Source organism: Pseudomonas sp. PA-5-4B (genome assembly GCF_021606215.1).
In the GTDB taxonomy this organism is placed as follows: Bacteria; Pseudomonadota; Gammaproteobacteria; order Pseudomonadales; family Pseudomonadaceae; genus Aquipseudomonas; species Aquipseudomonas edaphica.
In genome coordinates, this window is sequence record NZ_WKDB01000005.1 from 72,759 (window position 1) to 86,749 (window position 13,991).

Sequence of the window (13,991 nt, forward strand, 5' to 3'; positions counted from 1 at the left end):
CGCTGCCTGGGTCGGGGGCTGCTGCGCAGCCCAACGCAGGGCAAGCCTGCTCGCCACAGGACTTGAAGGCGACGCAAACTGTGGCGAGCGAGCTTGCTCGCGCTGGGCTGCGCAGCGGCCCCAAAACCTGCCAATGAGGTCTACCAGAAAGAACGCGCTGCTTGGGTCGGGGGCTGCTGCGCAGCCCAACGCAGGGCAAGCCTGCTCGCCACAGAAGCGTCGCTCACCACGGGAGCCTCACCACAGGAGGTGCCGCCAGCTTTATTTCTTTTTCTTCTTATCGTGCTTGTCGGTCTTGTCGAACGCTTCTTCCAGCGCGCGGTTGATGGTGCGCAGCACCTTGACCCGCGCCCAGCGTTTGTCGTTGGCTTCCACCAGGGTCCAGGGCGACACTTCGGTGCTGGTGCGATCGACCATGTCACCCACCGCCGCCCGGTAGTCATCCCACTTGTCGCGGTTGCGCCAGTCGTCTTCGGTGATTTTGAAGCGTTTGAAGGGAATTTCCTCACGGGCCTGGAAGCGCTCCAACTGTGTATCTTTGTCGATCGCCAGCCAGAACTTGACCACGATCACCCCCGCATCGCGCAGTTGCTCCTCGAAGTCATTGATCTCGCCATAGGCACGCATCCAGTCCGTCGGGGTGCAGAAGCCCTCGATGCGTTCCACCAATACGCGGCCGTACCACGAGCGGTCGAACACGGTGAACATGCCGCGAGCCGGAATCTTCTGCCAAAAGCGCCATAGATACGGCTGGGCGCGCTCGTCTTCACTCGGCGCGGCAATCGGCACGATATGGTACTGGCGCGGGTCCAGCGCTGCCGCCACGCGGCGGATCGCGCCGCCCTTGCCCGCCGCATCGTTGCCTTCAAACACGGTGATCAATGCGTGCTTGCGCATGCGCTTGTCGCGCATCAAGCCAGAGAAGCGCGCCTGCTCGGTAATCAGTTGCTCTTCGTAATCATCTTTTTCCAGGCGCTGGGTCAAATCGAGGCTGTCGAGCAGGCCCTTCTTGTCCACGGAGGCAATCAAAGGCGCCGGGTTCATGCCGCTGGCCTTGCCCTTGGGCAGCTTCAAGGCGTTTTGCAGGCTTTCGAGCAGGATCTTGCCCACCGTGAGGCTGCGGTAATTCGCATCCACGCCTTCGATCACATGCCACGGCGCGTAGTCACGGCTGGTACGGCGCAGGATGCGCTCGCCGAAATGCACAAACTTGTCGTAGGTTTCGGACTGCTGCCAGTCCAGCGGGCTGATGCGCCAGCTGTGCAGCGGGTCGTCGGCCAGCGCCTTGAGGCGTGCCTTCATCTGTTTCTTGGACAGGTGGAACCAGAACTTGAAGATCAGCGCGCCTTCATCACAGAGCATCTTTTCCAGGCGCTCGGCACCGGCGATGGCCTGGTCCAGGCGCGCGTCCTTGATCTGGCCATGCACGCGGCTTTGCAGCATCTGGCTGTACCAGTTGCCGAAAAAGATGCCCATGCGCCCCTTGGCCGGCAGCTGACGCCAATAGCGCCACGCCGGTGGGCGCGCCAGTTCTTCGTCAGTCTGCTGGTCAAAGGTGCGCACTTCGATCAGCCGTGGGTCCATCCATTCATTGAGCAGCTTGACGGTTTCGCCCTTGCCCGCGCCCTCGATGCCATTGATCAGGATGATCACCGGGAAGCGCTTCTGCTGTTGCAGTTCGTATTGTACTTCCAGCAAGGCTTCACGCAGGGCCGGCACTTCGGCGTCGTACGTGTCTTTATCGATGGCGTGACCGATTTCGGCGGATTCGAACATGGGCAGCTCCATTTCAAGATGGCTCAAGACTAGCGGATTGGGCACCACGCCACTCAAAGAATTCCAAAACAGTTGCCATGGATCAATCGCCATCCCCTATGGCTAGTTCCCTGGCAGATGGCAAATGCCAAGGTCATGCTGCCTCAACATCTGCTGTGTGAGCCGCTCTACCACTTCGGTAATGGCCTGCCGGCGAGGCGAACGCAGGGCCTCCATTTGCTCAAGGTACTGCGCGTCGGTGAGATTCTGGCTGTTCTCAAAAAGTGCTTGCTGCTGCGTATCAAAGGGCTCTGTCGCCGACTCGAACGCACCGGAAAACTGCTGCTTGAGGTGGGTTTTCCAGAACGCCAGCTGTGAAATAAAACGCAAGAACGTGGGGGACAGCTCTGCCGTGCGCACTTGGGAGTGCGCCACCTCCAGACTGTCGCTGGTCACATTGGCAAATTCTCCATATTGAATGTGCTTGGGCTGCCCCGGTAGCTGCAGGGTTTTGGCCAACCCTACCCGGAATGCCAGGCTGACTTCCAGCGGGTCCACGGACGCGTTTTCGACAGCGTAGGTGGCCGCAATTTTCTCCAGCTCGCTGAGGCGAAACAACCCTCGGCCCAAGTTTAACAGCGCCCCGGAATTGCCTTTTACACGACCGGCCTGCTGCGTTGCCTTCTCGACCTCCTTGAGCACCTCCATCTGACTGAAAATCTGCGCGGCGTCGTCTGCGCAGTTCGCCGGATGAGCCGCCAGTTGAAAGACCTGCTCGCGCAGATCGGTACTGTCGTGGGTCGACTGCAACACGTCCCAGACCCGCTGGGCCAAGTCCTCGTGCACATGACGATTGTCGGCAGTACCGGACAGCTCAGCCAGCAAGTGGAACAACGGCGTCGAGTCCGGGTCATCCCGCAGGTTGGCCCACACGGTAGATTTGTGGGCCTCTCGGGCGGCCACCTCGTCCGGCAACCACAATGCCCTGGCCTTCAGTTCGGTCATGCGTGGCTGATCGTCCTCTACAAACCCCATGCCAATTCCCACTTCGTCACGGTAACGCGTAAGCGCGGTTATCGTGGTACTGGAGAGCGGGTTGCCGCCCAGGTCAATCGACTGGCTGAAACTGCGTGACACCGTAAACAACCACTCAGGCAACACGGTGATCACGTTATCGCGCAGGTCCACTTGCTCCAGGTGAGCCAGGCGCCCAAGCCCTGCGGGTAAGTCGACGATTTTGGTGTCCTGCAACAACAGGGTGTGCAGGTCACGCATCCGGCTGACATCCACCAACTTGTCCAGCGGGTTGTGGCTCAGATCCAGCAGGCGCAACGTATTCAGGTCTGCCAGTTTCAGTCGGGTGTATTCGGTGAGCACAAGACGGTTGCGGGGCATCGACAAACTTTCCAGGTCGAGCATTCGCGAGAATACCTCCGGCAAGCGGGTCAGGCGGTTACGCCCCAGTTTCAAATGCTGCACGCCTTTAAAGCACTTCAGGAAATAGGCGACGTCATCGCCCAGTCGCATGTTCCTGAGTGACAACTGCCGAACATGGTCGAAACGTATGTCGGCTGGCAGCGTCGGCAGTGAGCCAACGCGCATCCCATCCAGGTTCAAACTGGCAACGGACGTCTGATGCTCATCCAGAGCAAAGCTTTGACGCCGCCAACACGCTTCAATGCGCTCAGCCACCTGCTGGCGGCTAGTACGAACGTCACTCAGGCCCGGCTGTGTCTCCATGCCCTGGATATCGGTTTTCCAATGCTTGAGCAGCGCGCGCAAATGACCGAGTTCTGCCTTCAAGCGTTTGACCGCCTTGGCCCGGGCCAGATGGTCAGCGCCCAACGTCATCAATAGCGAAGACACTTGAGCCTCACTGAACAATGGGTACAAACGCTTTACCTTACGCACCAGTGCGGCTGGATGAACCAACGGCCCCGTCGGCAAATCGGCCATTTCACAGCTCACCCCCTGCGACGCCGGTTCGCTGACCTGGCTGGAAAAAGCCTCGGCAGCCAGTTCCCGATCGCCTTTCGCTTGCGAGGCACTCATGTATCGCAAACGCCAAATGTTACTGGCGTCCTTCAGCGGCAATCCCAATGCCACTCGCTGGCCATCCATCAGCGTTGCATCGATCGCCTCGAACAGGCCGTCCGGCCCGGCATAAGGTCCGCCGAGACTGCGGCCGTTGTCGTTGAACGCTTCAAACCCTGCGTTCGACCTGACTACTACTCGCCGCACACCAGCGTCTTTGAACGCGCCCAAGGCCAACAAGTCGCCTTGAGGCGAGTCCTGGCGCAACTCAAGCCGCAGCTCTGCCCCCCACCCCGCCAAGCGCGGCATTGTCCGAACGGCGATGAGGGCAGTATCCAGGCTGGCCAACTCTGGCTGCTCAAACCCCATCAAGGCGCGGTCCAGGCGTTGTGCCTCAAGAGCACGTTGCACTGACTCGGCCAACGCCATGGGAACCCGTTGATTATCGCGCAGGGACTCACGCTGCACGGTGGTCGTTTCGGCCATCAATTCGCGCATCAGCGTGCAGGGCAATTGCGGGTAGGTGCGCCTGAGCAACGCCCATTCCGGCGGTACGGGCCCATCATAGGTCTGATACAACTGCTCAAACAGCGGCTTGCGATCAGCCTTCAGATGCGCGAGCAACTGACGCGCCAGCACGGTGTGCGCCTGATCGGCGTCTACGCCCTCTCCCAACAAGCCGGTCTTTTGTGCGTCATCCAGCCCGGACAACAGCACTTCAAACACTTTCCCCTCACTGAGCATCGGCTCGGTGATCGTCAAACGCAGGCCTGCATCGTAAGGTTCGCTGGCAGGGTAACGCGCCATGACACTGCGCTTTGCATCCAGCAGCTCAAAATAGCGCCCGGCGGGCCACCCCGGTAACAGGGGCAAGGCATGCATCTGCAAGGTCGAGTTTTCAATGTTGGGGGAAGCACCGCTTTCCAACTGCCAGTTCAAATCGCGAATGGACTGATCGAGCCTGAAACGTTCGTACAGATCGCGAAAGCGTGCGGGAAACGGCAGACACTCCTGGGCCTGATAGACGCCCCAATCATCGGGCAAATCCATAATGGCCTTGATCTGTAGAAGTTTGCGAGGAGGGAGCGAAGAGCCGGGACCTGTCGGTTTCAACCGCGAAAAAAGATACTCCGGGTTCTCCCACTCGTCGGGCTTCTCGAACGCAAAACGCCAGCTACCTTCACCGTTATGCAGCAATTTCGGGCGATAAGCCGTCTGCCGCACCGGGTGGCTGGCCCGCCATTGATCCAGTCTCGCGTCGAACGCGATCCGGTGGATACAGTCATTGACCTTGACGTACGAATGCCCCTCCACCGTGTAGATTCCCGACGCGTCGGCAACCTGCTCGTCGCCAAGGCGCTGATCATGGACGTATTGCGTGATATCCGGACGCCACAGCCGCTGGTTGCCCACAGCGGGGTTTATCACCTCGAATTTACGGAAAAAACCATTCAGATTAAGGCCGGTACGCTGCATGGCCGAACCGACAACCTTGCTCCCTGCCGCGAACAACACCATCGACGTGATGTTTTGCGCGATCACTGCCAACTGTTGGAACGCCTCATTCTTATCACCACGGCGCCAGTCTTCAATGCCCTCATAGAGTTCGCCGAGCATCTGGCCTACCGCCACGGCTGTCATCAATAACCCCAGCTCCGGGACGACAAACCCTGCGAGGTTGAGCACCGTCAAACCGGCGTCCAGATACGTCTGCAAGCGCTGCTCACGGACGTCCTCATCGACCTCGGCCACCGGCACCGCCAGGGCCCGTGCATCGGCTTGCAGCTTTGCGGCGTAAGTGTCGAAAAAGTGCCGCGCCAGGCTGGCCGTAATGGGGTTGGCGTCCAGCGCCCCCAGGCTCTGGGCTTGATCGAAACGGGTGAAGAACCCAACCCGGTCCCCCTGGCTCAGGTAACGCGTAAAGAAGGCACGGTACGCGGCCAGTGCAAGCTTGCGCTTGAGGTAGACCTGAAAGTCGTCAAGCGAGGCATACTCAAAGAATGGCCGTTCCGGTTCATTGGGCATGTACACCACGCAAGGCGCTTGCGGGTATTGCGCAATCGAGCGAGCGGAAAATACCAGAATGCTCCACAGGCATCCGCCCTGGGTATTGAGCCCTTGCCAAATGACCGGGCGCCCGTCGTACAGCACCCCTTCGGCCTGGGCCTGGGACGGCGTCAATTGGCGGTCCAGCAATGTGCACAACATCGCGTAGGTGCCTTGGGTAATGTCCCCTCGCATCAAGGCAATATGGGCGTCGACTTTTACGTCCAGGATTTTCATCCGGCCGATATCGGTCGCTACATTATTGAGGTAAGGCTTATCACCTGCCGGGTCGCTGTCAAGTTCAAGCACGTCACTGATGTGCTGCTGATACAAGCGGCCAAGATCCAGGGCGCGACACCCCTGCGCAAACTCGAGGGGTGTAATGCCAATGACTTCACGATCAGCAGACCCCGACTGCAACAGCGACCCGACGGGAAAGTGCTGCGCCCGGGCTTCATCCTCTGAGAAATTCTGCATCGCCACATGCAGCAGGCTGTCCTGCACCAACCTCACCGTCTTCACATACTTCAACGGCAAGACCTCTTTCTCGTATTCGTTTACCGCACGAATAAATAGATCTTTTTTGGGGTCCACAACCCGTTGCCATCGCGTAGAGCAGTATTGCTTGAGCCGCTCACTGCAAAACTCATCCAGCGCCTGCAATGGCTTCAATCGCTCGGCGACGGCTGCCTGGGCATCTGCAACCTGCAGGGCATCTTTAGTCAATGCATCCAGCACGCCGGGCGGCGCGTTGACCATCCAGCCAGGCAGTTGCTTTTGCAGCACCTGAGCTTTGTCCAGATCGCCCGTCATTTCCAGCAAGGCCGCTTGCAGCTGGCTCTGGGTCAATTGGCTCAGTTTATTGTTCAAATCATCCTCGGTGCGCATCAGCAATATCCTTTATTGCCTATCAATCAAGGAATGACGATACCGCAGCAATCTGCCCAGGATTAGCGCTGATTGTTGATGGCTTGGAGGCTGCGCACAGCAGTTTTTTCCATGCAAAATCTATTGGGTTACCACCCGCAATCAGCCCTCTGCCCCGTGATCGGCTAGAATGGCCGCCTTGCCTTTGTCTGCTTTTTTTATGAGTCGCCCATGAACCCCATCACCCACGCCCAGCTCGATTGGGATGACCAAGGTCGACCGCACTCGCGGGTCTTCGATGATGTGTACTTCTCCGACAAGTCGGGCCTTGAAGAAACCCGCTATGTGTTCCTTGAACAGAACCGCCTGCAGGCGCGCTTTGCGGCCCTGCCGGTGGGTGGGCGACTGGTCATTGGCGAGACCGGCTTCGGCACGGGTTTGAATTTTCTCTGCGCATGGCAACTGTTTGAACAGCACGCCGTGGCCGGTGCGCGACTGCACTTCGTCAGTGTGGAAAAGTACCCTCTGAGCCACACCGACCTGCAACGCGCCCTGGCCCTCTGGCCGGAACTCAGTGCCTTCGCCGAGCAACTGTTGGCTCAGTACATTGCGATCCATCAAGGCTTCCAGCGCCTGGTGCTGGATAACGGCCGGGTGACCCTGACGCTGTTGATCGGCGACGCCCTGGAGCAATTGCCGCAACTGGACGCGCAAATCGACGCGTGGTTTCTCGACGGTTTTGCCCCGGCCAAGAACCCCGACATGTGGACCGCTGAGTTGTTCGCCGAACTGGCGCGCCTGGCGGCACCGGGTTCGACCATCAGCACCTTCACCAGCACCGGCTGGGTACGCCGGTTGATCAATGCCGCCGGGTTCAAGATGAAACGCACACCGGGCATCGGCCATAAATGGGAAATACTGCGCGGTGAGTTCCTCGGCTGGCCCGAAGATACGCCACCGCCGGCCACACCCAAACCCTGGTTTGCGCGCCCGGCAGGCATCGAAGGCGAACGCCACGCCATGGTCATCGGCGGCGGCCTGGCCGGTTGCGCCACCGCCGCCAGCCTGGCCGCTCGCGGTTGGCGCGTGAGCTTGCTGGAACGTCACGCCGCCCTGGCCCAGGAAGCATCGGGCAACCCGCAGGGCGTGCTGTACCTCAAGCTGTCGGCCCATGGCACAGCATTGTCGCAGCTGATACTCAGCGGTTTCGGCCACACCCGGCGCCTGCTGGAGCACTTGCAGCGCGGCGTTGACTGGGACGGTTGCGGTGTCCTGCAACTGGCGTTTGACGCCAAGGAAGCCCAACGCCAGGCGCAACTGGCCGAGGCCTTCGCACCGGATCTGTTGCACCTGCTCGGCCGCGATCAGGCTCAACAACAGGCCGGCATACAATTGGCCCAGGGCGGGCTGTTTTTCCCCGAAGGTGGCTGGGTGCATCCACCGGCGCTGTGCCAATGGCAAGCCACGCATCCGCTTATCAAGGTGCTTACCCATCACGAGGCGCTGGAGCTGCACCGCGTCGACGAGCAGTGGCAAGCCCGTGACGGCGATGACGTACTGGCAAGCGCCAACGTGGTAGTGCTGGCCGGTGCAGCCGAAATCAAGCGATTCCCGCATAGTGCGGGCTTGCCGCTCAAGCGCATTCGCGGGCAGATCACACGTTTGGCGCAAACTCCCGCGAGTGCGGCATTGGCCACCGTGGTGTGCGCCGAAGGTTATGTGGCACCGGCGCGCCTTGGCGAACACACATTGGGCGCCAGTTTTGATTTCAACAATGAAGACCTCACCCCCACCCTCGCCGAGCACACGGGCAACCTTGCGATGCTGCGGGAGATTTCCGAAGACCTGCTGCTGCGTCTTGGCGCTGACTCACTAAACGCCGAACACTTGCAAGGCCGCGCCGCCTTTCGTTGCACCAGCCCTGACTACCTGCCAATCGTCGGCCCCTTGGCCGAAAGCGCTGCGTTCCAACAGGCTTATGCCGTACTGGGCAAAGACGCCCGGCAAGTCCCGGATACGCCCTGCCCGTGGTTGCCGGGCCTGTATATCAACAGCGGCCACGGCTCACGCGGGCTGATCACCGCGCCCCTGTGCGGCGAACTGCTGGCCGCCTGGTTGAGCGACGAACCGCTGCCGGTGCCGGCCAGCGTGGCCGAAGCCTGCCACCCGAACCGGTTTGCCTTGCGCGCGCTGGTTCGAGGAAAACCGGCGACACGCTGATCGCCGTGAGGGAAGAAACGACGCCGTCGCGAGCATCGCGGCTATTTGCCTTATAACTTATCGGTCTAAAACTCCACGCATAGCACTGGGTCAGTTTCTGGGTACGCGCCCTGTCGGGCGTATCGAGTATTGCCCTCCCCAACGGAAAAACCGGTAAGGAATTTATGTGTGGACTAGCTGGCGAGTTACGCTTTGATCATCAACCTGCCGACCTGGCAGCCGTAGAGAGAATCACCCATCACCTTGCCCCGCGAGGCCCGGACGCCTGGGGCTTCCATGCCCAAGGGCCGATTGCCCTGGGCCACCGCCGCCTGAAGATCATGGACCTGTCGGACGGCTCCGCCCAACCGATGGTCGACGCCCAGCTGGGGCTGTCCCTGGCGTTCAATGGTGCAATCTATAATTTCCCGGAATTGCGTGAAGAGCTGGAAGCCTTGGGCTACGCCTTCTATTCCGGCGGTGACACCGAAGTGCTGCTCAAGGGCTATCACGCCTGGGGCGAAGCCTTGCTGCCCAAGCTCAATGGCATGTTTGCCTTTGCCATCTGGGAGCGTGACGCGCAGCGCCTGTTTATCGCCCGTGACCGTCTGGGTGTGAAGCCGTTGTACCTGTCGCGCACCGGCCAGCGCCTGCGTTTTGCCTCAGCGCTGCCGGCCCTGCTTAAGGGCGGCGATATCAACCCGATCCTGGATCCGGTCGCACTCAACCACTACCTCAATTTCCACGCCGTGGTGCCTGCACCGCGCACCTTGCTGGCAGGCATCGAAAAGCTGCCGCCGGCAAGCTGGATGCGCATCGATGCCAACGGCACCACCGAACAGAAAACCTGGTGGACCCTGCCTTACGGCCCGCACGAGGATGAAAAAAACCTCAGCCTCGAAGACTGGACCGACCGCGTGCTCGACAGCACCCGCGAAGCCGTGGCGATCCGCCAACGTGCGGCCGTGGATGTCGGCGTGCTGCTCTCGGGCGGTGTCGATTCGAGCATGCTGGTGGGCCTGCTGCGGGAAGTCGGCGTGCAGGATTTGTCGACCTTCTCCATCGGTTTTGAAGACGCCGGTGGCGAACGTGGCGACGAGTTCCAGTATTCGGATTTGATCGCTAAACACTACGGCACCCGTCACCACCAGTTGCGCATCGCCGAAAGCGAAATCATCGAGCAACTGCCGGCAGCGTTCCGTGCCATGAGCGAGCCGATGGTCAGCCATGACTGCATCGCCTTCTACCTGTTGTCGCGGGAAGTGGCCAAACATTGCAAAGTGGTGCAAAGCGGCCAGGGCGCGGATGAACTGTTCGCCGGTTACCACTGGTACCCGCAGGTGGACGGCGCCAACGACCCGTATGCCGCCTACCGAGACGCATTTTTCGACCGCAGCTACGACGACTATGCCGCCACCGTCGCGCCAAAATGGCTGACCGCCAATGACGCCGCCGGTGACTTTGTGCGCGAGCATTTTGCCATGCCCGGCGCGGACGCCGCCGTGGACAAGGCCTTGCGCCTGGACAGCACCGTGATGCTGGTGGACGACCCGGTCAAACGCGTCGACAACATGACCATGGCCTGGGGCCTGGAGGCGCGCACGCCGTTCCTGGACTACCGCCTGGTAGAACTGTCAGCCCGTGTGCCAGGCAAATTCAAATTGCCCGATGGCGGCAAGCAGGTGCTCAAAGAAGCCGCGCGCCGAGTCATCCCCAGCGAAGTCATCGACCGCAAGAAAGGCTACTTCCCGGTGCCGGGCCTCAAGCATTTGCAGGGCGATACCTTGAACTGGGTGCGCGATTTGCTGATGGACCCAAGCCAGGATCGCGGCCTGTTCAACCCGGCCATGCTTGACCGCCTGCTGACCGACCCGCAAGGCCAACTGACGCCGCTGCGCGGCTCCAAACTATGGCAGCTGGCAGCGCTGAACCTGTGGCTCAGCGAACAAGGAATCTGATCGATGAAACCTCTTGCAGCGGCTTACAGCCAACGCTTGCTCAAGGGCCAGGCGCCGACCTACGAGCGCCTGCAGGCGCGCCTGGCTGAAGACGGCAGCCCACTGGGCGCCGAGCCGATTGCCGTGCATTGCGGCTGGGGCCGGTTATTGATCGGGCATACCTTTCCGGACCCGGCCAGCCTGGCCGAGGAACTGCTCAATGAACAGGCGGGCGAGCGCGACATCGCGCTGTACGTGGCGGCGCCCCAGCAAATCCTCGGGATTGACCCGCAGCAGTTGTTCCTCGACCCCTCCGACACCTTGCGCCTGTGGTTCAGCGATTACCGCCCCGCTACGCGGGTATTTCGCGGCTTTCGCATTCGCCGCGTGCAAACCGACGCCGATTGGCAGGCGGTCAACCAACTCTACCAAGGCCGTGGCATGTTGCCCGTCGACGCCAAGCGCCTGACACCACGCCATCAAGGCGGCCCGGTGTATTGGCTGGCCGAGGATGAAGACAGCGGCGCGGTGATCGGCAGCGTGATGGGCCTGAACCATCAAAAAGCCTTCCACGACCCGGAAAACGGTTGCAGCCTGTGGTGCCTGGCGGTCGACCCGCAGTGCACGCGCCCCGGTGTGGGCGAGGTGCTGGTGCGCCACCTGGTAGAGCACTTTATGAGCCGTGGCCTGAGCTATCTCGACCTGTCGGTGCTGCACGATAACCGTCAGGCCAAAAGCCTCTACGCCAAGCTCGGTTTTCGCGCGCTGACCACCTTTGCGATCAAGCGCAAGAACGGCATCAACCAGCCGCTGTTTCTCGGCCCCGGCCCGCAGGCAGGCTTTAACCCGTATGCGCGCATCATTGTCGAAGAAGCCCATCGACGTGGCATTGATGTGCAAGTGGATGACGCCGACGCCGGCTTGTTCACCCTCAGCCACGGCGGGCGCCGTGTGCGTTGCCGCGAATCGTTGAGCGACCTGACCAGCGCCATCAGCATGACCCTGTGCCAGGACAAGAGCCTGACCCACAAGACGCTCAGCGCAGCGGGGTTGAAACTGCCGTCGCAACAATTGGCCGGCAGTGCCGACGACAACCTGGAGTTTCTCGACGAGCATCAGCGCATCGTGGTCAAGCCGCTCGATGGCGAACAAGGCCAAGGCGTGGCAGTGGATCTGCAGACCATCGAGGAGGTGCAAAAAGCCATCGAGACGGCGCGTCAATACGACAGCCGTGTGCTGCTCGAAAGTTTCCACGAAGGCCTCGACCTGCGCATCCTGGTGATCGGCTTTGAGGTAGTTGCCGCTGCAATTCGGCGCCCGGCCGAGGTTACCGGTGATGGTCAGCACTCTATCGGTGCTTTGATCGAAGCCCAGAGCCGTCGCCGCCAGGCGGCCACCTATGGTGAAAGCAAAATCCCGCTGGACGCCGAAACCCAACGCACGTTGCACGCCGCCGGTTACGACTACAGCAGCATCTTGCCCCGTGGCCAAACCTTGGCGGTGCGCCGTACCGCCAACCTGCATACCGGCGGTTGCCTGGAAGACGTCACCGCGATCCTGCACCCGACATTGGTAGACGCCGCCGTGCGCGCCGCCCGTGCATTGGACATTCCCATGGTCGGCCTGGACCTGATGGTGCCCGCCGCCGACCAGCCCGAGTATGTGTTTATCGAAGCCAACGAACGCGCCGGGCTGGCCAACCATGAACCGCAACCGACGGCAGAAAAGTTTGTGGATTTGTTGTTTCCGCACAGTCAGCCGACCGCCTGACCACTGATCGTTCCCACGCTCTGCGTGGGAATGCAGCCGGTGACGCTCCGCGTCACAAGAGCGGACGCAGAGCGTCCAGTGAGGCATTCCTTTGCTGCGCGTGGGAACGATCGCCCTCAACTCATCAGGAGTTTCCATGACCCGAACCATCCCCGAACCGGATCTCAACTACCTGCAGAAAGTGCTGCTGGAAATGCTTGCCATCCCCAGCCCCACGGGGTTCACCGACACCATCGTGCGCTACGTCGCCGAGCGCCTGGAAGAGCTGGGCATTCCCTTTGAAATGACCCGGCGCGGCACCATCCGCGCCACGCTAAAGGGCCAGAAAAACAGCCCCGACCGCGCTGTTTCCGCGCACTTGGACACCATCGGCGCCGCCGTGCGTGCGATCAAAGACAACGGCCGCTTGACGCTCGCACCGGTGGGCTGCTGGTCGAGCCGTTTTGCCGAAGGCAGCCGTGTCAGCCTGTTTACCGACAACGGCGTGATCCGTGGCAGCGTGCTGCCGTTGATGGCCTCCGGGCACGCGTTCAACACCGCCGTAGATGAAATGCCGGTGAGCTGGGACCACGTGGAACTGCGCCTGGACGCCTACTGCGCCACCCGCGCCGATTGCGACTCGTTAGGCATCAGCATCGGTGACTACGTGGCGTTCGACCCACTGCCGGAATTCACCGAGAGCGGGCATATCAGCGCCCGCCATCTGGACGATAAAGCCGGTGTGGCCGCCCTGCTTGCCGCACTCAAGGCGATTGTCGACAGCGGCGAACCGTTATTGATCGACTGCCACCCGCTGTTCACCATCACCGAAGAAACCGGCAGTGGCGCGGCCGCCGCCCTGCCCTGGGATGTCAGTGAATTTGTCGGTATCGACATCGCCCCGGTCGCGCCCGGCCAGCACTCCAGCGAACACGCGGTGAGTGTGGCGATGCAGGATTCCGGCGGGCCGTATGACTATCACCTGTCCCGTCACTTGCTGCGCCTGGCATCGGAGAATGAACTGCCGGTGCGCCGCGACCTGTTTCGCTATTACTTCAGCGACGCCCACTCGGCAGTCACCGCCGGCCACGATATTCGCACCGCGCTGCTGGCGTTTGGCTGCGATGCGACCCATGGCTATGAGCGCACACACATTGACAGCCTGGCCGCACTCAGCCGCCTGTTGGGCGCGTACATCCTCAGCCCGCCGGTATTTGCCAGCGACGCACAGCCGGCCCAGGGTTCGCTGGACCGGTTCAGCCATCAGATCGAGCACGAAACGCAAATGGAGAGCGACACCCGCGTGCCGTCGGTGGACAGCCTGGTCGGACAGAAGTCCTGACACTGGCAACTACTGGTAACTGATGGTAACTGCTGGTAACAAGGGCCCCCGGCGCAGTAGCA

6 protein-coding genes are annotated in these 13,991 nt (G+C 61.1%); 4 read left to right on the plus strand and 2 right to left on the minus strand.

The features are described from left to right. Positions 1 to 261 precede the first annotated feature (261 nt). Positions 262 to 1,776, minus strand: coding sequence for a polyphosphate:AMP phosphotransferase (gene pap, locus GIW28_RS04425; protein ID WP_017137812.1), 1,515 nt, complete (start codon positions 1,774 to 1,776; stop codon positions 262 to 264). A 102-nt stretch (positions 1,777 to 1,878) separates the two neighbouring features. Beyond that, entirely contained in the window at positions 1,879 to 6,723 is a 4,845-nt protein-coding gene (locus tag GIW28_RS04430) for an NEL-type E3 ubiquitin ligase domain-containing protein (protein WP_236458928.1), read from the minus strand. Between the two features lie 210 nt (positions 6,724 to 6,933). Here GIW28_RS04430 and mnmC point away from each other — a divergent pair, with 210 nt between their 5' ends. From mnmC to GIW28_RS04450, 4 genes are all read left to right on the plus strand, one after another. Then, the gene (gene mnmC / locus GIW28_RS04435; protein WP_099548927.1) at positions 6,934 to 8,922 is read left to right on the plus strand and encodes a bifunctional tRNA (5-methylaminomethyl-2-thiouridine)(34)-methyltransferase MnmD/FAD-dependent 5-carboxymethylaminomethyl-2-thiouridine(34) oxidoreductase MnmC; all 1,989 of its coding nucleotides are present in this window, start codon (positions 6,934 to 6,936) and stop codon (positions 8,920 to 8,922) included. Positions 8,923 to 9,086: 164 nt separating this feature from the next. Further along, entirely contained in the window at positions 9,087 to 10,859 is a 1,773-nt protein-coding gene (locus GIW28_RS04440; protein WP_169984785.1) for an N-acetylglutaminylglutamine amidotransferase, read from the plus strand. A 3-nt stretch (positions 10,860 to 10,862) separates the two neighbouring features. Beyond that, entirely contained in the window at positions 10,863 to 12,608 is a 1,746-nt protein-coding gene (ngg, locus tag GIW28_RS04445; protein ID WP_236446091.1) for an N-acetylglutaminylglutamine synthetase, read from the plus strand. A 136-nt stretch (positions 12,609 to 12,744) separates the two neighbouring features. Continuing rightward, the gene (locus GIW28_RS04450; RefSeq protein WP_017137817.1) at positions 12,745 to 13,929 is read left to right on the plus strand and encodes an osmoprotectant NAGGN system M42 family peptidase; all 1,185 of its coding nucleotides are present in this window, start codon (positions 12,745 to 12,747) and stop codon (positions 13,927 to 13,929) included. Positions 13,930 to 13,991: the final 62 nt, after the last annotated feature.

Coding starts and splice junctions, on each gene's coding strand:
- pap (WP_017137812.1), bottom strand. CDS start 1,776: ATGTTCGAATCCGCCGAAATCGGTCACGCCATCGATAAAGACACGTAC.
- GIW28_RS04430 (WP_236458928.1), bottom strand. CDS start 6,723: ATGCGCACCGAGGATGATTTGAACAATAAACTGAGCCAATTGACCCAG.
- mnmC (WP_099548927.1), top strand. CDS start 6,934: ATGAACCCCATCACCCACGCCCAGCTCGATTGGGATGACCAAGGTCGA.
- GIW28_RS04440 (WP_169984785.1), top strand. CDS start 9,087: ATGTGTGGACTAGCTGGCGAGTTACGCTTTGATCATCAACCTGCCGAC.
- ngg (WP_236446091.1), top strand. CDS start 10,863: ATGAAACCTCTTGCAGCGGCTTACAGCCAACGCTTGCTCAAGGGCCAG.
- GIW28_RS04450 (WP_017137817.1), top strand. CDS start 12,745: ATGACCCGAACCATCCCCGAACCGGATCTCAACTACCTGCAGAAAGTG.